The sequence below is a fragment of the Ornithinimicrobium sp. F0845 genome (assembly GCF_023015765.1).
Taxonomy (GTDB): domain Bacteria; phylum Actinomycetota; class Actinomycetes; order Actinomycetales; family Dermatophilaceae; genus Ornithinicoccus.
Genome location: NZ_JALKAL010000006.1, coordinates 81,376 through 103,706 on the forward strand (window position 1 = coordinate 81,376; position 22,331 = coordinate 103,706).

The 22,331-nt window shown below is 71.2% G+C and carries 17 protein-coding genes; 7 read left to right on the top strand and 10 right to left on the bottom strand.

Annotated elements, in window-relative coordinates:
* The first annotated feature begins 2 nt into the window (after positions 1-2).
* The 6 genes from MWU75_RS10540 (at position 3) to MWU75_RS10565 (ending at position 7,353) form a co-directional block, all read left to right on the top strand.
* On the top strand, positions 3-770 hold the full coding sequence (locus MWU75_RS10540; protein ID WP_247090346.1) for a glucosamine-6-phosphate deaminase: 768 nt from the start codon (positions 3-5) through the stop codon (positions 768-770).
* A 62-nt stretch (positions 771-832) separates the two neighbouring features.
* Complete coding sequence (locus MWU75_RS10545) at positions 833-1,273, top strand: SRPBCC family protein (protein ID WP_247090348.1); 441 nt, start codon at positions 833-835, stop codon at positions 1,271-1,273.
* Positions 1,274-1,369: 96 nt separating this feature from the next.
* A complete protein-coding gene (locus tag MWU75_RS20295) occupies positions 1,370-3,034 on the top strand; it encodes an NERD domain-containing protein (protein ID WP_247090350.1) in 1,665 nt (554 codons plus the stop codon).
* A gap of 491 nt (positions 3,035-3,525) precedes the next feature.
* Entirely contained in the window at positions 3,526-6,243 is a 2,718-nt protein-coding gene (locus MWU75_RS10555) for a LuxR C-terminal-related transcriptional regulator (protein WP_247090352.1), read from the top strand.
* A gap of 76 nt (positions 6,244-6,319) precedes the next feature.
* Positions 6,320-6,577 carry a hypothetical protein gene (locus MWU75_RS10560; RefSeq protein ID WP_247090355.1) on the top strand — a complete coding sequence of 86 codons (258 nt, stop codon included), beginning with the start codon at positions 6,320-6,322 and terminating at the stop codon, positions 6,575-6,577.
* The gene (locus MWU75_RS10565) at positions 6,574-7,353 is read left to right on the top strand and encodes a DUF4386 domain-containing protein (RefSeq protein ID WP_247090356.1); all 780 of its coding nucleotides are present in this window, start codon (positions 6,574-6,576) and stop codon (positions 7,351-7,353) included. The genes MWU75_RS10560 and MWU75_RS10565 overlap by 4 nt, the downstream gene beginning before the upstream one ends.
* A 168-nt stretch (positions 7,354-7,521) precedes the next feature.
* On the opposite strand, the gene MWU75_RS10570 is transcribed toward MWU75_RS10565, so the two are convergent.
* The 7 genes from MWU75_RS10570 to MWU75_RS10600 form a co-directional block, all read right to left on the bottom strand.
* Positions 7,522-8,523, bottom strand: coding sequence for a sugar phosphate isomerase/epimerase family protein (locus MWU75_RS10570; protein WP_247090358.1), 1,002 nt, complete (start codon positions 8,521-8,523; stop codon positions 7,522-7,524).
* A gap of 46 nt (positions 8,524-8,569) precedes the next feature.
* Positions 8,570-9,703: a Gfo/Idh/MocA family oxidoreductase gene (locus MWU75_RS10575; RefSeq protein WP_247090360.1), complete on the bottom strand. Its 1,134-nt coding sequence runs from the start codon at positions 9,701-9,703 to the stop codon at positions 8,570-8,572.
* Entirely contained in the window at positions 9,696-10,562 is an 867-nt protein-coding gene (locus tag MWU75_RS10580; protein WP_247090362.1) for a sugar phosphate isomerase/epimerase family protein, read from the bottom strand. Before MWU75_RS10580 ends, MWU75_RS10575 begins: the two co-directional genes overlap by 8 nt.
* A 180-nt stretch (positions 10,563-10,742) precedes the next feature.
* Complete coding sequence (locus MWU75_RS10585; RefSeq protein ID WP_247090363.1) at positions 10,743-11,996, bottom strand: substrate-binding domain-containing protein; 1,254 nt, start codon at positions 11,994-11,996, stop codon at positions 10,743-10,745.
* Complete coding sequence (locus MWU75_RS10590; protein ID WP_247090575.1) at positions 11,996-13,096, bottom strand: ABC transporter permease; 1,101 nt, start codon at positions 13,094-13,096, stop codon at positions 11,996-11,998. The genes MWU75_RS10585 and MWU75_RS10590 overlap by 1 nt, the downstream gene beginning before the upstream one ends.
* A 62-nt stretch (positions 13,097-13,158) precedes the next feature.
* Entirely contained in the window at positions 13,159-14,199 is a 1,041-nt protein-coding gene (locus tag MWU75_RS10595; RefSeq protein ID WP_247090366.1) for an ABC transporter permease, read from the bottom strand.
* Positions 14,196-15,695 (bottom strand): sugar ABC transporter ATP-binding protein, encoded by a 1,500-nt coding sequence (locus MWU75_RS10600; RefSeq protein ID WP_247090576.1) that lies wholly within the window; start codon positions 15,693-15,695, stop codon positions 14,196-14,198. Before MWU75_RS10600 ends, MWU75_RS10595 begins: the two co-directional genes overlap by 4 nt.
* Before the next feature lie 176 nt (positions 15,696-15,871).
* Between MWU75_RS10600 and MWU75_RS10605 the strand changes: the two genes are divergently transcribed.
* Complete coding sequence (locus MWU75_RS10605; RefSeq protein WP_247090578.1) at positions 15,872-17,032, top strand: ROK family transcriptional regulator; 1,161 nt, start codon at positions 15,872-15,874, stop codon at positions 17,030-17,032.
* Between the two features lie 4 nt (positions 17,033-17,036).
* Here MWU75_RS10605 and MWU75_RS10610 read toward each other — a convergent pair whose 3' ends face one another.
* The 3 genes from MWU75_RS10610 to MWU75_RS10620 form a co-directional block, all read right to left on the bottom strand.
* Entirely contained in the window at positions 17,037-19,373 is a 2,337-nt protein-coding gene (locus MWU75_RS10610; protein WP_247090369.1) for a cell wall-binding repeat-containing protein, read from the bottom strand.
* Positions 19,374-19,550: 177 nt separating this feature from the next.
* Positions 19,551-20,858 (bottom strand): class I SAM-dependent methyltransferase, encoded by a 1,308-nt coding sequence (locus MWU75_RS10615; protein WP_247090371.1) that lies wholly within the window; start codon positions 20,856-20,858, stop codon positions 19,551-19,553.
* The gene (locus tag MWU75_RS10620) at positions 20,855-22,294 is read right to left on the bottom strand and encodes an FAD-binding oxidoreductase (RefSeq protein WP_247090373.1); all 1,440 of its coding nucleotides are present in this window, start codon (positions 22,292-22,294) and stop codon (positions 20,855-20,857) included. Before MWU75_RS10620 ends, MWU75_RS10615 begins: the two co-directional genes overlap by 4 nt.
* Between the last annotated feature and the right edge of the window lie 37 nt (positions 22,295-22,331).

A 22,331-nucleotide genomic window follows, 5' to 3' on the forward strand; every position in this document is an offset into this window, starting at 1 on the left:
CCGTGGAGGTCGTCATCACCGCGACACCGCGCGAGGCGGGGCTTCTCGTGGCGGACATCCTGGAGCGCACCGTCCGGGCGGGAGCAACGCTGGGGTTGGCGACCGGTTCCTCGCCGGAGCCGGCCTACGAGGAGCTGGTGCGGCGCCACCGCGAGGAGGGGCTGGACTTCGGGGGGTGCCGGGCGTTCCTGCTGGATGAGTATGTCGGGATCCCCGCCGACCACCCCCAGTCCTACCACCGGACGATCCGGCGGATGCTGACCGACCGGGTGGGGCTGACCAGCGTGGACGGCCCGGACGGGACCGCCGCGGACCTGCCCGCCGAGGCTGCGTCATACGAGGAGAGAATCCGGCGGGCCGGGGGCATCGACGTGCAGCTGCTGGGGCTGGGCACCGACGGGCACCTCGGGTTCAACGAGCCCGGGTCCTCGCTGGCCTCGCGCACCCGGGTGAAGACGCTGACCGAGCAGACGCTCTCGGACAACAGCCGCTTCTTCGCGGGCGAGGTCGTGCCGCACCACGTGCTGACCCAGGGGCTGGGCACCATCTCCCAGGCGCGACACCTGGTGCTCGTGGCGACCGGCGCGGGCAAGTCCGGGGCGCTGGCGGCGGCGGTGGAGGGGCCGGTCAGCGCGTCCTGCCCCGCGTCGGTGCTGCAGCTGCACCCGCACGTGACGGTGGTGGTCGACGAGGCCGCGGCTGCGCGGCTCGAGCACGCCGACTACTACCGGTTCGCACACGAGCACAAGCCCGACTGGCAGGGCTACTGAGCCCGCCGACCCCCTGCCTGACGGTCGCTCCCCGCCGATGCCGGGGCGGGCACAATGGGAAGATGGAGCAGAGCATCACGGTCGACATCACCGCCCCGCCCGAGCGGGTGTGGGCGGTCCTGTGCGACGTGGAGAGCTGGCCGGAGTGGACGCCGACGGTGACCTCGGTGCGCCGGCTCGACGAGGGCCTGCTCCGCGTGGGAAGCCGTGCGGTAGTCAATCAGCCGCGCCTCCCCGAGACCGAGTATGTCGTCACTGAGCTCGAGCCCGATCGCTCGTTCACCTGGGTGGCCAGCGCGCCGGGGGTGCGCACGACGGCCCGACATCTCGTCGATCCGCTTCCCGAGGGTGGTGCCCGGGTGAGGCTGTCGGTGGCGCAGGCCGGGTTGTTGGGGGTGGTGATGGGCCGCTTCCTCCGGGGACTCACGGACCGCTACCTCGCCAACGAGGCCAACGGACTCCGGGCGCGGGCCGAGCAGGACGGGTCCGAGCAGGAGGTTTGACCACCGCCCCGGAACCCTGCGCGTGCCGGCCCTGAATCGGTGGGCTCTGACTCGGTGGGCTCTGGTAGGCATAGGGCACCCGACGAAGGAGTCGCTGTGCCAGCGCGTTGCATCCCGCCAGATCCCGCCTTCACCACCCAGTCTGAGCGGGAGGTGTGGGAGGCCCTGCGCCAGCAGCTGGGCGACGACGCCGTCCTGATGGCCAACCTGCGGCTGCTCGACGACGAGGGTGACCACGAGATCGACCTGGTCGCGATGATCCCCGGCGCGGGCATCGTTGTCATCGAGGTCAAGGGCGCGACGGTCTCCCAGGACCCCCAGGGTCAGTGGCAGCTACGCAGCAGGGAGGGCACCCGCCGCATCGACCCGGCCGGGCAGCTGACCCGCAGCAAGTACGCACTGGTCCACTACATCGAGAACGACCCGCACTGGTCCCGCACCCGGGTGCGGTGGGGGCACGCCCTCGTCACGCCATACACCCACATCGACGAGGGCTTCTCGAGTCCGGACCTGCCTCGTTTCGCGATCCACGGGAGGGACGACCTGCCGCACCTGGCGGAGCGGCTGGCGACGGCGCTGCAACGGCAGGAGACCGGGCACCGCGTGCCGAGCGACGAGGACGTCGAGGCGGTCCTGACCATCTGGCGGGGTCGTCACCGGATCGGGTCCTCGGTCGTCGCCGAGGCCGACGAGCGCGAGGCGACGGTCGACCGGTTGACCCAGGAGCAGGCGATGCTGCTGCGGGTCACCCGGCTGCTCAGACGGGTCGACATCCGTGGGGGAGCCGGCAGCGGCAAGACGGTGCTCGCGCTGAGCCAGGCCAAGGAGCTGACCCGGGGGAGCGGCACCGAGGGGCGTCCGGCCCAGCGGGCGGCGCTCCTGTGCTACTCCATCGGGCTGGCGACCTACCTGCAGCGGGAGATCGCTGCGGCACCCCGCAAGCACCGGCCGGCCTACGTCGGCACCTTCCACGGGCTCGGCATGACCTGGGGTGCGCCGGACGGTGATCGCACGGACAGCCCGTTCTGGGAGGACGAGCTGCCGGCGATCATGCTCGAGCTCGCGCAGCAGCTGCCCGAGAAGGAGAAGTTCGACTCGATCGTCGTCGATGAGGCCCAGGACTTCGCGGAGTCGTGGTGGGCGCCGCTGCTGGCGGCCCTGCGGGATCCCGACGAGGGCGGGCTCTACATCTACTCCGACGAGAACCAGCGGCTGTTCCCGCGCTTCGGCCGGCCGCCGATCGAGCTCGTGCCGCTGGTCCTGGACCACAACCTGCGCAACACCCGGCCGATCGCCGAGTCGTTCGAGTCGCTCGCGCCCTCGCGGATGCGGTCGCTGGGCGGTGACGGGCCCGACGTCACCTTCGTCCCGGCGTCGGCCGAGGACGCGCTCGACCTGGCCGACGACCAGGTGGACCGGCTGCTCGACGAGGGTTGGGAGCCGCGTCACGTCGCGCTCATCACCACGAAGTCGCGGCACCCGGTCCAGCTGGACCTGCAGGAGTCACGCGGTGACGAGGGCTACTGGGAGAGCTTCTGGGACGAGGACGAGGTCTTCTACGGGACGGTTCTCGGGTGCAAGGGCATGGAGCGCCGCGGGGTGGTGCTCTGCATCAACTCCGCCGACACCGAACGCGCGCGTGAGCGGCTGTATGTCGGGATGTCCCGGGCCACGGACCGGCTCATCGTCGTGGGCGACCCGGACTGGATCCGTGAGGTGGGCGGCGAGCGGGTCGCCCGGCGCCTGGGTGTCACGCCCTGACGGCCGGCCGCCGACGGACACGTCGCCCGGGTCGTGGAGGCCAGGATCCGTCGAGCGCGGCGGCCGAGGTCGCTGAGGTCCACTCGTCCGGCATCGGCTGCGGCAGCCAGCCGCTCAGCAAGGTCCAGCGCCTCGTCGAGCTCCGGCCCGACGATCGCGGAGTCCTGTCCCATGTCGCGCAGGATCGTCGTCTCGGTCCGTGAGGCGATCAACGGGTCGGCGACCCCCTCGATCCAGACCCTGGTGCGGTGGCCGTCCCCACGTTCCTCGCCGGTGATCCGCTCGAGCGCGTAGATGCGGTCCGCGCGGGCGAACTTGCCGAAGCCCAGCGCGATCATCCGCGTGTCGGAGGTCATGACCCATCTTGGCACTCACTGCTGGTGCAGCGCACTCACTGCTGGTGCACCGCAGCGCGGCAGGACATGATGTGTCCGACCACTGGACGCGGGACGGCGGCGGCACGATGACGGTGACAGGCAGCGGGCGCGGGGATGGTTGACGCGCTGCTGGAGACTAAGCTGCTCCGCCCCCGACCACGTCGTGGCACGGTGCCACGGAGGCGCCTGGCGAGCCTGCTCGCGCGCGCGGACGAGGCGCCCGTCACCCTTGTCTCGGCTCCGGCCGGGTTCGGCAAGACCACCCTGGTCGAGTCGTGGCTGCGCCCGGGAGACAGGCCGGTCGCATGGGTCTCCCTCGATGAGGGTGACCGCCGGCTGACGTCCTTCATGTCCTACGTCCTCACCGCACTCGACCGGACGGTGCCGGGGTCGGCCGGCGCGGCCCTCACCCTGTGGAGGTCCGGCCAGGCGCCGGCCGAGACCATGCTCGCCGGGGTCCTCAACGAGCTGAGCGTGCATGACGGGGACCTCACCCTGGTCCTGGACGACTACCACCTCGCGGACGGCCCGGAGGTCGCGGAGGTGCTCGCCTTTGTCGTCGATCACCTGCCACCGCAGCTGCACCTCGTCCTGAGCACGAGGTCCGATCCCGCGCTTCCTCTGCCTCGCCTGCGCGCCCGCGGCGAGCTCGTCGAGATCCGTGCGGCCGACCTACGCTTCGATGGCGACGAGGTCGCGGCCTATCTCAACGACCTCCACGACCTCGATCTGCCCGCCGCGGCGGTCGCGGCGCTCGAGACCCGCACCGAGGGCTGGGTGACCGCCCTCCAGCTCGCCGTGCTCTCGCTGCGCGACCGGGCGGACCCCCAGCGGTTCATCGACCGTTTCACCGGGGATGCGCGCTTCGTCGTCGACTACCTCGTCGAGGAGGTCTTGCACCGACAGCCCGACGACGTGCGCCGCTTTCTGCTCGACACCTCCGTCCTCGAGCGGCTCACGGCCTCGTTGTGCGACGCGTTGTCCGACCAACCGGGGCGTGGGCTCTCGATGCTCGAACAGCTGGAGCGCGACAACCTGTTCGTGGTCCCGCTGGACGAGCACAGATCCTGGTTCCGCTATCACCACCTGTTCGCCGACGTCCTCCGTGCCCATCTGCGTCGGGAACGGCCCGGGGACATCCCCGAGCTGCACCGCCGTGCCAGCCGGTGGTTCGCCCAGGAAGGTGCTGTCGAGGCCGCGGTGCGGCACGCCCTCGCCGCGGGCGACGACGCCACGGCCGCGGAGCTGGCGGAGGAGGCGATCCCGGACCTGCGGCGCAGAAGGAGAGAGGACGTCATACTGCGCTGGGTCGACGACCTGCCCGCAGGGGTGGTGCGTGACCGTCCGGTTCTCGCGATCGGGTTGGTGGGTGGCCTGATGGCCAGCAACGACTTCGCGGGCGTCGAGGCACGGTTGACCGACGTCGAGGCCATGCTGGCCAGGCCGGCGTCGGAGCTGGTCGTCGTGGATCCGGGGGAGCTCGCGTCAGTGCCCGCCCGCGTCGAGATGTACCGGGCCGCCCTGGCACTGGTGTCAGGAGACCCCGCAGCGACGATCAGCCACGCGCACCGGGCCATCGCGGCGGCACCCGCAGGCGACCACCTGTCCCTGGCGGCAGCCTCCGGGCTCGCGGGCCTGGCCTCCTGGGCGACCGGCGACATCGTCACGGCGCACGAGTCGTATGTCGTGTGCGCGGCCGGACTCGAACGTGCCGACCACATCGCCGACGTGCTGGGCTGCTCGCTCACCATCGCCGACCTGGAGCTCGCGCTGGGGCGCCTGGGCGACGCCGACCGCACCCTGCGTCGAGCCCTGGATCTTGCGCGACGTCGTGGCAGTGACGGAGAGGTCCTGCGGGGCACGGCGGACATGCTGGTCGCGTTGAGCCGGGTCGCCTGGCACCGCGACGACCTGCCCGCCGCCGCCGAGCTCCTGCGCCGGGCGGACGCACTCGGTGAGTCCGCTGGCCTGCCGCAGAACCCGTACCGCTGGCGCGTGGCGATGGCACGACTGCGCGCCGCCGAGCGTGACTGGCCTGCGGCGCTGGAGTTGATCAACGACGCGGAACGGGTCTACGTCGGGGACTTCTCCCCGCCGGTGCACCCCGTCCACGCCACCCGCGCCCGGATGCTCGCCGCCTCCGGTGACCTCGCGCTGGCCCGCAGCTGGGTCAGGGAGCACGGCGTGGCGGCCGGTGACGACCTGAGCTACCTGCGGGAGTACGAGCACGTCACGCTGGCCCGCATCCTGCTCGCCGGGCAACGGGCGACCGGCGAGACAGGAAGTCTCCACGAGGCCATCGTGCTGCTGGACCGGTTGCTCGACGGGGCTGAGGCTGGCGGTCGCGGAGGTACGGTCATCGAGATCGAGGTCCTGCGCGCGCTCGCGCACCACTCGGCGGGCGCGGACCAGCCGGCACTGGCGGCGCTCGAGCGTGCCGTTGACCTGGCCGAGCCTGACGGCTGGCTCCGGTTCTTCCTCGAGCCCGGCCCCGGGATGGGCGAGCTGCTGGGTGACCTGGCCCGCCGCCGACCCGACTCGGAGCTCGTGGTGCGGCTCCTTGAGCGGCGAGCTGACGGCATACTGCCCCGCGAGGTGACCCGGGAGGCTCGCGGGACACTGCCGGACCCGCTGAGCGAGCGCGAGCTCGACGTGCTGCGCCTCCTCGGCTCCGACCTCGGCGGGCCCGCGATCGCGCGCGAGCTGTTCGTCTCGCTCAACACCGTGCGGACGCACACCCGGCACATCTACACCAAGCTCGGGGTCAACAACCGCCGGGCGGCCATCAGCAGGGCGCACCAGCTCGGGCTGCTGACCCGGACCGCACGCTGAGCCCGGACAGCATCACCACCCGGATCACCAGATGAGGTGACGACGGCTCACCAGCTCCGCTCCTAACGTCCCGGGCATGAGCACCGCACACGAGCCGGATCGGGTCGAGATCCGGCTCCGGGGACACCTCGACGAACGGTGGTCCTCCTGGTTTGACGGTCTGACCGTCGAGCTCGAGGCCGACGGCGTCACGCTCCTGCGCGGTCGTGTGGCCGACCAGTCAGCCCTGCACGGGCTCCTGGCCAGGCTCCGGGACCTCGGCATCCCGCTCATCTCGGTCGCCGTGGTCCCCGTCCCGTCCCAGCAGTCCCGCACGAGAGGCACCCAACCATGATCACCACCACCCCACCCACGACAGCTCGGGCGGCGGCGCCGTCCGACCGAATGAGGAAGGCCGCACTCTGGGCCGGCGTCATGTACCTCCTCACCTTCGTGTCGATCCCGACCCTCGCGCTCTACGGGCCGGTGAAGGAGGCCGGCTTCGTGACTGGCCTCGGATCCGACAGCGGAGTGCTCCTCGGAGGAGCCCTGGAACTGGTCGTCGGGCTCACCTGCATCGGCACGGCCGTGGCGCTCTACCCGGTCGTGCGGAGGCAGAACGAAGCCCTGGCCATGGGTTTCGTCGGAGCGCGCATCCTGGAGGGGACGCTCATCTTCGTGGGCGTCGCCAGCCTCTGGACGCTGATGGCCCTGCGGCAGGGCGGCGCCGGAGCAGAGGCAGCGCTGATGGGGGAGATCCTGGTGGCGTTCTACGACAAGGTATTCCTGGTCAGCCAGGGTCTCATCCCGACCTTCAACGCGCTGCTGCTCGGCACCCTGCTCTATCGCTCGCAGCTGGTCCCGCGGGTGCTGCCCGTCCTCGGCTTCATCGGCGCCGGCACCCTGCTGACCTACAACACCGCCGCCCTGCTCGGGTTCTCCGGCGAGCTGGCGGAGGTCCTCGCGCTGGTGATGGTGCTCCCGATCGCGACCTGGGAGTTCTCGCTCGGTGTCTACCTGGTCGTCAAGGGCTTCCGGCCCGCGGCCGTGGCCCGGCTCGACACGGTGCCGGCGACACCCGGCAGCCCGTGGCCCGGCCTGCACGCTCCGCCGCACGGGCTGGTGCGCTGACGCAGCTGAGGTGACCCACTCCGCGTCTTCGAGCGCCTCCCGTATCTTCGGGCCGGACTGCAACCGGCTCGAGGAACGACGGGGCGCTCGAAGACGCGGTGTGGCGCTCGACGACGCGGTGTGGCGCGTGCCCAGGCCCGGTTGAACACCGCGTAGGTGAGCGTGGACCTACTCCTGGTTGAAGGCCGAGTCGAACGAGGCCGTGGCGGGGGAGTAGTCGAACTTCTTGAGGAACTCCAGCGCCTCGGGCGCCCCCTCGAGCCGGTCCATGCCGGCGTCCTCCCACTCCACGGAGATGGGGCCGTCATAGCCGGCAGCGGCCAGCGCGCGGAAGCAGTCCTCCCACGGCACGTCGCCGCGCCCGGTCGAGACGAAGTCCCAGCCGCGACGCGGGTCGCCCCACGGCAGGTGCGAGCCGAGCCGTCCGTTGCGGCCGTTGCCGATCCGCATCCGGGTGTCCTTGCAGTCCACGTGATAGATCCGATCGGCGAAGTCGGTGATGAAGCCGACCACGTCGATGTCCTGCCACATCATGTGGCTCGGGTCCCAGTTGAGGCCGAACGCCTCCCGGTGCCCGATCGCCTCGAGCGTCCTCACCGTCGACCAGTAGTCGTAGGCGATCTCGCTGGGGTGCACCTCGTGGGCAAACCGGACACCGCACTCGTCGAAGACGTCCAGGATCGGGTTCCACCGGTCGGCGAAGTCCTGGTAGCCGGCCTCGATCCGCTCGGCGGGCACGGGTGGGAACATCGCGACGTACTGCCAGATCGAGGAGCCGGTGAACCCGACGACGGTGTCCACGCCCATCCGCTGCGCGAGTCTGGCGGTGAGTTTCAGCTCCTCGGCCGCACGCTGCCGCACGCCCTCGGGGTCGCCGTCGCCCCACACCCTCGACCCGACGATCGAGCGGTGCCGCTCGTCGATCGGGTCGTCGCAGACCGCCTGCCCCTTGAGGTGGTTGGAGATCGCCCAGCACCCCAGGTTGTGGCGACGCAGGATCTCCAGCCGCCCCTCGACGTACTCCTCGTCGTCCCAGCGCCAGGCGTCCAGGTGCTCGCCGGAGACCGCGATCTCCAGCCCGTCATAGCCCCACCTCGCGGCGAGCTCGGCGACCTCCTCGAGCGTCAGGTCGGCCCACTGGCCGGTGAAGAGGGTGAATCGGCGTGCCATGGTCTCTCCTTGCCTCGTCAGTATGTCGTGCGGCTGGGTCAGCGTGTCAGTTGCCGGTGTCGGTGAAGGTGCCGCCGCGCCCGTGGCTGGTCTCGATCGCCTCGAGCACGCGCTGCACCGCCAGGCCGTCCTCGAAGCTGGCGTGCACCGGCTCGCCGCTCGCGATCGCGCGCAGGAAGTCGGCCGCCTGCGAGGTGAAGGTGTGGTCCCAGCCGAGCACGTGCCCGGCTGGCCACCAGGCGTCGACGTAGGGGTGCTCCGGCTCGGTCACCAGGATCGTGCTGGCCCCGTCGGTCCGCGCGTCGCCGGTCTGGGTGAGGACCAGCTCGTTGAGCGACTCCAGGTCGAAGCGCAACGAGCCCGTGGTGCCGTAGAGCTCGATGGCCAGGGCGTTCTTGCGCCCGGTCGCCACCCGGCTCACCTCGAGGCTGGCCACCACCCCCGAGGCAGTATGCAGCGTGGCCCAGGCCGCGTCGTCGACCGTGACCGCTTCGGTCCCGTCGGGTCCGGGTCGCTCCGCGACGAAGGTCTTCAGTGCGCCGCTCACCTCGGTGACGTGCTCGTCGAGCAGGAAGTGGAGCTGGTCGACGGCGTGCGAGCCGAGGTCACCGAGCACGCCGGAGCCGGCGGTCTCCTTGCGCAGGCGCCAGGTCATCGGTGCCTGGGGGTCGCTGAGCCAGTCCTGCAGATAGCTGAGGCGGACCTGCTGCACCCGGCCGATCCGGCCCTCGCGGACCAGGTCGCGGGCCAGCGCCAGCGCCGGGACGCGGCGGTAATTGAAGCCCAGCAAGGCGCGCCCGGGGGAGTCCGCGGCGGCGGCCACGAGGGCTTCGCACTCGGCGACGCTGTTGGCCAGCGGCTTCTCCACGAGGACGTGCTTGCCGGCCGCCAGGGCGGCGAGGGCGACCTCGGCGTGCAGGTGCCCGGGCGTGCAGACGTCGACGATGTCGATGTCCTCGCGGGTGACGACCTCGCGCCAGTCGGTGGCGGCCTCGGCCCAGCCCAGCACGTCGGCCGCCTCGCGGACCCTGGCGCCGTCGCGGCCGACGAGGGTCTGCAGGCGCACCGGCGGGACGTCGGGATAGAAGGCGCCGACGTTGCGCCAGGCGTTGGAGTGGGCCCGGCCCATGAAGGAGTAGCCGATCACGGCGACCCCGAGCGCTCCGGTCGGGTCAGTCATGGAGGTCCCCCTCGGTCAGCGACCGCAGGAAGGCCAGTCCGGTGGTGGCCAGGTCGTCCTGGGTCGGGGCCAGTGGCCGCCAGATCGAGGCGGCGGTGGCGATGGAGGCGTTCTCGGCGGTGAAGCTCTCGATGGTGAGCGGGCCGGTGTAGCCGACCTCGTCCAGCGTGCCCAGCAGGGCGGGCCAGTCGGTCTGGTCGCCGCCGGGTGCACCACGGTCGCTGCCGCAGACCTGGACGTGCACCAGGTGCCGCCCCGCCCGGCGCACCGCGTCGGCGGAGGAGCGCTCCTCGATGTTCAGGTGATAGGTGTCCAGCGCCAGACCGACGCCGTGGCCCAGCAGGTCGCCGAGCCCGGTGAGGGCCTGGTCGACGGTGTTGACCAGGGAGGTCTCATAGCGGTTGAGAGGCTCGATGCCCAGCGTGAGCCCGAGGCCGGTGGCGTGCTCGGCCACCGGTGCCAGGTTGTCCCGCCACTGCTCGTAGGCCGCGGCACGCTCGGCGGCGGTCATCCGCCAGACGCGCCCGGTCGCGGCGTAGAACGGGCCGCAGACCGACCTCGCGCCGATGCCCGCCGCGAGGTCGAGGCACGCGCGCAGATAGTCCTGGGTGGCCCGGACCTGGGCGTCGTCGGCGGCGACCAGGTCGCGGCCGGGGGCCATCGCGCCGACCACGCTGGGGCTCAGCCCGGTCTCGGCCAGGGCTGCGGCGACGGCCGGGACGGTGAGGTCGCCGGGGTTCTCCAGCGGCAGCTCGACCGCGTCGAAGCCCATCCCCGCGATCCGCTCCAGGAGCGCGGGCAGCTCGCGGTCGGTCAGGGGCGAGGTCCAGACCCAGGTGTTGACGCCGATGGCTCGCAAGGAGAACTCCTGTCACGCGGTGGGCGGTGTCGTGTCGGTGGGTGTCGTGTTGGTGGGGAAGGGGCAGGGGAAAGGGGCAGGTCAGGGTGGGGTGCCGGGGGACGTGACACTGGTGCAGGTGGTGCACCAGTGTCACGTCCGCGACTGGTCTGTCGTGATCAGCGACCGGCTCACCGATCGTCACGGGATGACGCGGTCCTGCCACACCTGCGGGTAGCCGGGCAGGTCCTCGCCGCCGAACTTGGCGTAGTGGCCGTCGGGCATGCCCTCGTTGGCCGCCAGGAAGTCGGCGCGCTCGGCCTCGGTGATCGGGGTCTGCGGGAGCACCCACTCGGTCGGGACCTCCTCGCCGGCGAAGATCATCTCCAGGGCCAGCAGCGGGGTGCGCCACTGGAAGTTGGAGTAGACCGGGGCCAGGCCGGTCAGGCCCGTGTCCTCCCACTTGCGCAGGAAGCTCATCTCGTCCTCACCGGTCATCACCGGGTAGTCCACGCCGGCGTCCTCGAAGGCCTCGATGGCGGCGACGGCACCGTCACCGGCATCCATCCAGACACCCTGCACGTCGCCGGTCGCGAGCTCGTCGCTGATGATCTTCTTGATCTCCGTCGGGTCGGCGCCGGTGAAGTAGTCGACCGCCTCGATGCCGTTCTCGGAGAAGATCTTCTCGGCCGCGGCCCAGCGGTGCTCCAGCACGTCCACGCCGGGCAGGATGCGCAGCGCCACGACCTTGTCGCCCTCCTCCAGGTTGTCCACCAGGAACTCGGCGGTGTCGATGCCCCACGCGTAGCCACCGATCGGGTGGATGAAGGTGGTGGCGCAGTCGGTCTCGACACCACGGTCGAAGACGACGACCGGCAGGCCGGTGTCGCAGGCCCGCTCGACGGCCGGGGTCAGCGCCGCCGTGGAGCTCGGGCTGATGACGAACGCGTCGCAGTTGCCCTCGTTAATGAAGTAGTCGATGTCGGCGATCTGGGTGTTGTCGTCGTCCTGTGCGTCCCGGGTCTCCATCTCGGAGATGACGCCGGACTCCTGCAGCACCTTGAGCTGCTCGTTCATCGTGATCCAGCCGGTCTGTCGCCACGGGTTGCTGATCGAGGCGTTGGAGAAGCAGACCTTGTGCGGGCCCTCAGCGGCGAACTCGGAGGTGTCGGTCATCGGGCCGTCGATGTACTGCAGGTGCGGGGCGTTGGGGTCGCCCTCGAACGTGGCCGAGCGCTGGTCGTACTGGGTGTCGAAGACAGCCTGGTCGAACCAGTCGTCTGACGAGCCCTCCTCGGCCTCCTCGCCCTCACCCTCGGCGGGCTCCTCGGCGGCCGGGTCCTCGGCGGACTCGGTGGTGGCCGGGTCGTCGAGGGCGGGGTCGGTGGAACACGCGGCCAGCATGGCGAGCGCCGCCACGGCCGCAAGTGGTGCGGTCAGCATCTTTCTGCGCATCAGTTCTCTCCTGTGGTGGTGCCCGGGACGGGCGGGGTGGGACCGGTGTCCCCGGCGGTGGTGCCGGGAGTATGAGGGGTGGTGTCCCCGGCGGTGGTGCCGGGAGTCTGCGGGGTGGTTGCCGGATCTCGACGGCGTGGGCGGAGCCCGGCGCGCCAGGCCTTTCCTGCGGCGGCCACGGCGAGGATGATGATCACGCCCTGGACCGTGTCGCGCCAGGTGGAGGCGACACCGAGGAAGTTCAGCAGGGTGAAGAGCAGCTCCAGGGCGAAGGCGCCCGCGGCCGCCGACAGCACCCAGCCGCGCCCACCGCCGAGCACCACACCGCCGAGGACGACGGCGGTGATCGCGGTGAACTCGTAGCCGCGGCCGACCGAGGGGTGCACGCCGGCGTAGCCGACCAGGATGATCCCGGCGACGGTCGCGGCGAGCGAGGACAGGATGAAGGCGCGGGTCTTGACCCACCACACCGGCGCACCGGCGAGGTGGGTGGCGTCCGGGTTGTCGCCGGCGGCGATGAGGGTGCGGCCATAGGGTCGGCGCATCAGCAGCACCGCGCCCACGGCGAGCACGACCAGGATGATCGCGGGGTAGGGGATGATGTCGACGACCGGCACGTCGCGGATCCCGCCGCGGCCGATCTGGCGGAAGCTGTCGACGGGGTTGCCGGTCGCGGCGCCACCGGTCAGGTAGAGGACGAGCCCGGACAGCGCGAGCATCGTGCCCAGCGTGACGATGAAGCTCGGCACCCGCAGGAGCGTGGTGGCCAGCCCGTTGACCAGGCCGACCAGCGTGCCCAGGACGAGCATCAGCAGCATCACCGGCAGGATCCTGGACTCGTCCTGGCCGATGAGGTTGCCCGAGATCACCACCTGCATGGTGACGACCGAGCCCATGGACAGGTCGAACTCGCCGGCGACGATCACGAAGTACTGGCCCATCGCGGCGATCGTGATCGGGGCGGTGCGGCCGATGAAGCGGATCAGCGAGCCCGGCTCGCCGAAGTTGGGGTTGGCGGCGACGACGGCGGCCAGCAGCACCCCGCACAGGATGAAGACCGCGCCACCAGGCGTGCCCAGCGTGCGGGCCAGGCGCTGCATCCGGCTGCCCTGCCGCTCGGCCAGCAGCCCCGGAGCCTGGTCGTAGGTCGTGGTGCCGGTGCTCATGATGCTTCCTGCAGGGCCCTGTCACCCAGGGGCTGCTTGCCGAACCTGGGTGGCCGTGCCGACGTGCGACGGGCATAGACCGCGACGGCGGCGATGATGACCACGCCCCGCACGACGTCCTTGAGGAAGGGGTTGACCTCCATGACGCCCATGACGTTGTCCATGACGGCGAAGATCGCGACACCGCCGAGGGTGCCCAGGATGTTGCCCTTGCCGCCGGCCAGGACGGTGCCGCCCAGGACCACGGCGGCGATCGACATCAGGTCGTAGCCACCCTGGGCGCCGATGGTGGGGCTGCCCACGCTGAGCCGGGCCAGCAGGAGGAGACCGGCCATCCCCGCGAGCACCGAGCAGAGCACGTGGGCCAGCACCACCGGTGTCGTGGTGTGCAGTCCGGACATCCGGGCGACCTCGCGGTTGCCGCCGACGGCATACAGGTGGTGGCCCACCCGGGTGCGCCGCAGCAGGAGGATGACCAGCAAGGCGCAGCCGAGCATGATGAGGGTGGAGACGGGCACGGGCCCGATGTTGGTGGCACCGATCAGCCGGAAGTCCCGCGGGGCGGACCCGGCCGACCCCTTGTAGTTGGTGGCCAGGTAGCCGGCCAGGATCAACCCCATCCCGAGCGTGGCGATGAAGCCGTGGACGTCCAGCAGCGTCACCACCAGACCGTTGACCAGACCGATCAGGGCCGAGACGCCCAGGGCGACGACGACACCGAGCACGATGTTGCTCGTCTGCCCGGCCATGATCACCCCCGCGACCAGACTGGTCAGGCTGGTGACGTAGGGGACGGACAGGTCAAGGCTGCCGGCCAGGATCACCAGCGTCTGCCCGATGGCGATGAAGCCCAGGATGCTCGTGCCGGTGAGGATCGCCGAGATGTTGCCCGGGCTGAAGAAGTTGCGGCCGGACATCGCCGTCAGGACCGCTCCCGCGACGATCGTCAGGGCCAGGACGACGAAGACGATGCCGGTCGAGGTGATCGGTGCGCGGCGTCGGGTCGACGTCGTCGTCGTGGTGGTGGAGGTGCTCATGCTGCGTCACCGCCCGGGGTGGTGCCGGTGGCGTCCGCGCGGGTGGCCAGGGCCAGCACCTGCTCCTCGGAGGAGCCCGCGGGCAGCTCGCCGGCGAGCCGGCCCTCGTGCATCACCAGGATCCGGTCGGACATGCCGATCACCTCGGGGAGCTCGCTGGAGACCATGAGGATCGCGACTCCCTCGGCGGCCAGCTGGCGCATCAGCTCGTAGATCGAGTGCTTGGCGCCCACGTCGATGCCACGGGTCGGCTCGTCCATCAGCATCACCCGGGGGTTGGTGCTCAGCCAGCGGGCGAGCACCACCTTCTGCTGGTTGCCACCGGAGAGGAACTGCACCTCCTGGTCCATCCCGCGGGCGGCGACGGCCATGGATGACAGGACCCCCGGCATACTGCCTCGGGCGGTGCGCGTCCGGCCGGGGAACACGGCACGGACCACGCCCAGCGCGTTGTCCAGGATCGACTGGTTGAGCGCGAGGCCCTTGGCCTTGCGGTCCTCGGTGACCAGGGCGAGCCCGCGCCGGATCGCCTGGCGGGGGGAGCCGATCTGAACCGGCTTGCCCTGCAGCTCGAGGCGACCGCGGGTGAACGGCTGCGCCCCGAAGATGCCCTCGACCAGTTCCGTGCGGCCCGAGCCCTGGAGTCCGGCGAGACCGACGATCTCACCGGCGCGCAGGCGCAGGTCGATGCCGTCGACGTAGCCGTTGCCGGCCCCTGACAGGGTGAGCACCTCGGCGCCGGGCTCCGTCCCGGGGACCGGGTCGGGGAAGAACGCCGACATCGGGCGACCCACCATCATCCGGACCAGCGCGGCCTCGTCCAGCTCCCTCGTGGGCCGGGTCGCGACGTGGCGGCCGTCCTTGAGGACCGTGATGGTCTCGCACAGCTCGAACAGCTCGGGCAGGCGGTGGGAGACGTAGAGGACGGCGACGCCGCGCTCCTGCAGGCGGCGGACCATGCTGTAGAGCAGGGCGACCTCGTGATCGGCCAGGGCGGCGGTGGGCTCGTCCATCTGGATGATGCGGGCGTCGTAGCTGACGGCCTTGGCGATTTCGACGATCTGCTGCTCGGCGACGGACAGGCTGCGGACGACGGTCTGCGGAGAGAGGCCGACGACGCCGAGACCCTCGAGCAGCTCCGCGGTGTCCCGCTGCATCGCTCCGGTGTCGACCAGCGCCCCGCGACGGGGCTCGCGGCCGAGGTAGATGTTCTCGGCGACGCTGCGGTCCGGCAGCAGGTTGAACTCCTGGAAGACCGTGGCAAGGCCGGCCTGCTGCGCCTGCACCGGGTGTCCGAAGGCGCGGCGCTCGCCGGCGATCTCGATCGTGCCGCCGTCGGGCTGGTAGACCCCGGCCAGGATCTTCATGAGCGTCGACTTGCCCGCGCCGTTCTCACCCACGAGGCCGTGGACGGCGCCCGCGCGCAGCTCGAGGTCCACGTCCTCCAGCACGGCGTTGCCGAAGAAGCGCTTGGTCAGTCCGGTCGCGCGCAGCAGCGGCGCGGAGGTGTTGCTTGCGGTCCCGTCGTGGGGAGGCCCGCCGTGGGGTGGCCCGGGCTGGGCGACGTCGGTGTCGTACGGCACGGCTCGACTATGACACGGTTCACACACTTTTGTCGAGTCCCTGACGAAAGTTGCGTGTTGAGGGTTTCTAAGTGCCGTGGTTCACTTCGGTGGTGCGCACCAGCGATATCTTCGACCTGCTCCGGGACGGCCGGCCCCGCACCCGTGCCCAGCTGGCGGAGTCCACCGGCCTGGCCCGGTCGACCGTCGCCGCACGGGTCGAGGTGCTGATGAAGCTCGGGCTGGTCGCTCCCTACGGTGACGCGCGCTCCACCGGTGGGCGCCCGCCGTCGCTGTTCGCGCTCAACCCGGCCGTGCGGGTGGTGGCCGCGGTCGACGTGGGCGCGACGCACGCGGTCGCGGTGCTCTGCGACCTGTCCGGTGCCGTGCTCGCCGAGACCCGCGCCGCGCTCGACATCGCCAGCGGCCCGCACGAGGTGCTCGGGTGGGTGACCGCGACCGTCGCCACGCTGCTGACACAGGCGAAGCGACCGGAGTCCGACCTGGCCGCGATCGGCATCGGGCTGCCGGGGCCGGTCGAGCACTCGACCGGCCGCCCGATCAACCCGCCGATCATGCCGGGCTGGGACCGCTACGACGTGCCGGGGCACGTGCAGCGCACCTACCCCGTGCCGGTGCTCATCGACAACGACGTCAACATCATGGCGCTGGGCGAGCAGCAGACCCACCTGCGTGATGTCGACGACCTCGTCTTCATCAAGGTGGCGACCGGCATCGGTGCCGGCATCATCAGCGGTGGAGCGCTCCAGCGCGGTGCCCAGGGGACCGCGGGGGACCTGGGCCACGTGCGGGTGCTGCGGGGCGAGGGTGTGATCTGCCGGTGCGGCAACGAGGGCTGTCTGGAGGCGATCGCAGCCGGACCGGCACTGGCCGCGCGGCTGCGGGAGGCCGGCCACCAGGCCACGTCGACGCAGGACGTCGTCGACCTGGTGCGCAGCGGCGACGTCAGCGCCATCCAGGAGATCCGGCAGGCTGGGCGGGACCTCGGCGAGGTCGTCGCCACGATGGTCAACCTGATCAACCCCTCGGTCGTGGTCATCGGCGGGCGGCTCGCCGACTCGGGCGAGCACCTGCTGGCCGGCATCCGCGAGGTGGTCTACCGCCGGTCGCTGCCGCTTGCGACGGAGTCATTGCGGGTGGTCGCCTCCCGCGCCGGACCCGAGGCCGGCGTGCTCGGCGCGGCGTCCATGGCCATCACGCACGTACTCTCGCCCGAGGCCATCGAGGCCGCCAGCGCCGCAGTCGGCTGACCCGTCAGGGGACCAGCGTGTGGAGCTGGTTCTGGACGCCGATGGAGACCGCCCCGGTGCCGCCGAGGACCACGACCGTGGCAGGGTTCAACCGGTCCAGCTCGGCCCAGGTCACCGCGGGGATCGCGCCGTGCTGCACGAGCAGCACCGGGTTGTGCGCCGCTCCCGCGACGGCGGCCCCGGCCAAGGCGTCCGGCCAGTTCTGACCGGTCGCGAGGTAGACGTTGGTCGGGGGTGAGTAGTCGTCGCTGACCTCCACGGCCGTCGCGTAGCGGTCCGATCCGAAGATCCGGGTGACCGGGCCATAGGCCGCCAGCTGGGTGGCCACGGACGCCGAGACCGCACCGGTGCCGCCCAGCACCCGGATGCTGTTCGGGCTCAGTCGCTCGAGCTGTTCGATCGTGGCGGCCGGGAGGTTGCCCTGTTGGGTGAGCAGCACAGGGCCGTCCAGCGCACCCGCGCGGGCGGCGCCGGCGAGGGCGTCGGGGAAGTTCTGGCCGGTGGCGACATACACCACGTCGGCCACGTCGAACTCCTCGGCGATCACGCCGGCGGTGCCGTAACGGTCGGGGCCGGCCAACCGGGTGACGGTGGCACCGGTGAGCGTGCCGACCTGCGTGCGCACGGTCTCCGAGATCGCCCCCACACCACCGAAGAGGTACACCTGCGAGGGTGCGAGCCGGGTCAGCTCCGCCTGGGTCGAGACCGGGAGGGTGCCCTGTTGGGTGAGCAGCACCGGCGCTCCCTGGCTGCCGGCCAGCGCCGCGCCGACCAGTGCGTCGGGGTAGTCGTGCCCGGTGGCGAGGTAGACGGTGTCCGCGCCGGCCGGGTACGCGGACTCGGATACGGCCGCAGCGGTCGCGTAGCGGTCAGCACCGGACAGGCGGACCACGTCCGGGCCGGTCTCGATCAGCGCCAGCGCGTCGAGCCGGCCCTCGCCGAAGGCGTTGTTGTTGGCCGCGGTGCCACCACACACGATGTTCGAGGTGTCGATGGCGGTGCCGTCCAGCAGCGCGCGGGTGGTCGTCACGTCGCCGACCATGGTCGGGCGGGCCGACCACAGCAGGGCCACCGCGCCCGCCACGTGCGGTGAGGCCATGGACGTGCCGGTGCCGGTGGCATAGCCGTTGCCGGGATAGGCCGACCGGACGCTCGTGCCGGGCGCCGAGATGTCGGGCTTGATCGTCCCGCCCTGGCCCTCACCGCGACTGGAGGAGGGAGCGATGCCATGGCTGATGGTGTAGTTGCCGACCGAGTAGTTGATGATCCGGCTGCCGGGGGAGGACGAGGTGTCACACCCCGGTCCCAGGTTGCCGTTGGCGAAGACCGCGAACTGCCCGGAGGCCGCCCAGGCCGCCGAGATGTCCTCCATGAAGGGAGCGTTGGAGGCGAGCTCGCTGCCCCAGGAGTTGTTGATGACGTGTGGCCGCAGGTCCGGCCTCGGGTTGCCGCCGGACAGGTCGGTCGGGGCCAGGGTCCACTCGCCCGAGGCCACGAGCGCGGCGTCCGTGGGGCAGCACCCGTTGGCGGCGATCCACCGGGCACCGGGTGCGACGCCGATCTGGTTGGACCCGCCGTCGGTGCCGACCATCGTGCCGGTCACGTGCGTGCCGTGACCGTTCGGGTCGTCCGGCGCGGTCGGACTGCCGTGCCCCGCGTTGAACCAGCTGTAGTTGTGGTCCACCGACCCGCCGCCGCTGCTCCCGCGGTACTGGTTGATGAGGGCAGGATGGTCCCACTGGACGCCGGTGTCGATGCTGGCCACCACGATGCCCTCGCCGGTGGTGCCCGTGGCCCACACGTCGTCGGCGTTGATGTCGGCGATGCCCCACTCGACGGCCTGCGGCACCATGGCCGGGCTCGTCCCGAGCTCGTCGTCCGGCGGGGACACCTCGACCGTCCCGTAGATGCGGGCCACCTCCGGGTCGGCGGCCAGCGACGACACCAGACCGGCGCGCCCGTCGGTCACCCGGATCGCGTTGGTGATGCTGAACGCCTGGTAGTCGACGCCGGCGGCGTCCAGATCGGCACGGACCTGCGCCTGGCTCGCCTCCGCGGTGGCGACCAGCGCGTCATACACCGCCTGACCGCGGGCGTCCCAGTCCTCGATCGAGGAGGCGGCCGAGAGGTCAGCCCGGTCGGCGAAGTAGATCCAGAAGTCTGCCGCCCCGTCGGTCTGCAGCTCGGCGAGGACGGATGAGTCGACCCGGTCGCCGCCCGACGGGTCTGCGGCAGGAGCCGGTGCTGTGCCGCTGCCGTGTGCGACGAGACCGCCGCCGAGGACGAGTGAAGCGCCTGCGAGGCTCGCGAGCAGTCGCCGGGCAAGGGGTGGGTTCGGCATGAGGTCCTCCTAAGACCAGGACTGCGAGGCGGATTCACGACTCCGCCGAGCACGGTGCGAAGGAAGCACCGGCTGCTTCAGTCAGACTAGGACCTGCGCGGTGTCGGCAACAGCCTCTGCAGATGTATTTTCCGAGGTTCTCGGTCGTCACCCGGCGCGCCCGGTCGGGGAGGCAGGCTAGTCGCGGACCGCGGTCTCCACGTCCCAGTCGGGCCGCAGCGGGATGCCGCTCCGCCCCTCCGGCGAGGTCCGCACGCCGAGCACCTGGTGCAGCTGGATGTTGTTGCGCTCGAAGTTCACCCGCGACCCGGCCAGGTAGACGCCCCACACCCGCGCCGTCCCCAGCCCCGCCTCGGCCACACACTCGTCCCAGTGCTCGGACAGGTTCTGCCCCCAGGCGCCGGTCGTGCGGGCGTAGTGCTCGCGCAGGTTCTCCTCGTGCCGAACCTCGAACCCGTTGTCCTCCATCACCGAGACGATGTGCCCGACGCCGGACAGCTCCCCGTCCGGGAAGGTGTAGCGGTTGGTGAACGGATCCCTCAGCAGGCCGTTGTGCCGGTTGTGGGGGTGGGTGATGCAGTGGTTGAGCAACCGCCCCTCGTCCCGCAGCCGCTCCCTCAGGAAGGTGAAGTATGCCGGGTAGTTGCGCACCCCGATGTGCTCGGTGAGCCCGATGCTCGAGACCGCGTCGAAGCCCCGCTCGGTCACGTCGCGGTAGTCGCCGTGCCGGATCTCCGCGGAGCCGGTCAGCCCCTCGCGCTCCAGCATCTCCTGCCCCCACGACGCCTGGTTGCGCGACAGGGTCACGCCGAGCGCGGTCACGCCGTAGTGCTTCACGGCGTGCCGGACCATGCCACCCCACCCGCACCCGACGTCCAGCAGCCGCATCCCCGGGGTCAGGCCCAACTTCTGGCAGATCAGGTCGAACTTGTAGGACTGGGCCTCCTCGAGCGAGGCCTCCGCGTCGGGAAAGACCGCGCAGGTGTAGGCCATCGACGGCCCGAGCACCAGCTCGTAGAACCGGTTGGACACGTCGTAGTGGTGCGAGATCGCCTCGGCGTCGCGCGCCCGTCCGTGCCGCAGACCGTGCGCCAGACGCCGCCACGGGGCCGGGGCCTCCTGCGGCGGGAGCTCCGGCACGTGCAGCCCGGTCTCCCGGACGAACCGGGCCAGGTCGGGCAGCTCGCGCAGCGTCGGGCGGCGCGCCTGCAACCGGGTCAGGAAGTTCACCATCACCGGGTACGGGTTGCCCTCGTCCATCCCCTCGATGACCAGCTCGTCGGCCAGGTAGGCCCGCATCAGACCGATCGACCGGTGCGCGGTGAGCAGGTAGTTCAGCGCCTCCGGGCTGCGCAACCGCACCACCTGGCCGTCGGGATCGCCGCCGGTGGACCCGTCATACGCCTCCACCCGCAACCCGCTCCCCGGGCCGAAATACCGGTCGAAGGCCTCACCGACCGTCATGCTCCCGCCGTTCCGGGTCATCGTGCGCGCACCGCCTTGTCATAGAGGGTGGGGAAGCGGCCCTGGGGGTCGTACCGCTCCTTGATCTGGTCATAGGTCTGCCCGCCGTAGAGCGCGGCGAAGGTCGCCTCGTCGTAGAACGCCTCCGAGTAGAGGCCCTTGTGCCCGCCGAGCTCGGTGACCTTCGCCTCGATCGCCCGGTTGGTGTCGCCGTGCACGTGCCCCTCGGTGATCGGCACCGCCGACCAGAAGCCCACGTTGACATAGGGCACGCCGGGCCGCATCGGATAGAGCGGCCACGGGGTCCCCCCAATTCTTGGGGAGGTTTTGTCCGCCCCCCGCGCATTTTTGGGGAGGTTTTGTCCGCCCTCCCGCAGCTGGACCGGGCACAGCCACACCGGCTCGATCGGCACGTGCTCCAGGAACCAGTCCAGGAACTCGGCCGTCCGGTCCAACGGGATCTCGACGTCCTGGATGACCCGCTCCTGCGCAGGCCTGCCACGCAGCCGGTCGATCCCCGCGACGATCCCGCGGCGCGCCTCCAGGTCCTGGATCCGCCAGTAGAAGTCGCTGCGCAGCCACTGCTTCGGCCACACCCGCCGCAGCGCGGGGTGCTGGGCGCCGAAGGCCCGCGAGCACCAGAACCAGTCGGTGTCCCAGCGCCACAGGTAGTCCCGGACGGTCAGCACGTCCCGCCGCCGGTGCTGGATGGAGCGGTAGTACATCTGCTGGCCGGTGTAGTCGCTGGGCCGGTCCTGCCCCCCCACCTCGTCCGACCAGCGCCCGAGCGTCAGATAGGACTCGGTCGCGCCGAACACCACGCCGTCCAGGAAGTCGACCTCCTCACCGTCCCAGTCATGGGTGGCCATGATCAGCCCGACGGCGTCGAGCAGGTCGGGGAGGCGACCGAAGCGCACGTGCCGCAGCACGACATACGGCCGGGTGGGGGCGGTCTCGATGGTGAGTGTCAGCGCGTAGCCGAGCGAGCCGTAGCTGTTGGGGAAGGCCCGGAACAGCTCGGCGTGCTCGTTGTCCGGTGTCGCCGTGACCGCCTCACCGGTGCCGGTGAGGACCCGCAGCGCGGTGACCGACTCGTGCGGCAGCCCCTCGCGGAAGCTGGTCGACTCGATGCCCAGACCCGTGACGGCCCCGCCGAGCGTGATGGTCTTGAGCTGGGGCACGACCAGCGGCATCTGTCCGTGCGGCAGCAGCTCGTCCACCAGCTGTTCGTATGTCGTGAGGCCGCCGACCGTGGCCGTCGCCGGCTGGTCGTGGGTCGCCTCGGTCCGGGAGATCACCCCGGTGAACGCGGACAGGTCCAGTCCGGTGGACGCCTCGGACGCGCGGGGGCGGAAGAGGTTGGAGGTCTGCTTCGCCAGTCGCACCCGATCGCTGGCCCGGACCGTGGCCTCCGCCCGCGCGACGGCATCCTCGAGGTCCGTCTGCACTGCGGTCATGAGCCCATCCTGCCGCAGCTGATCGGACTGCGCAGCA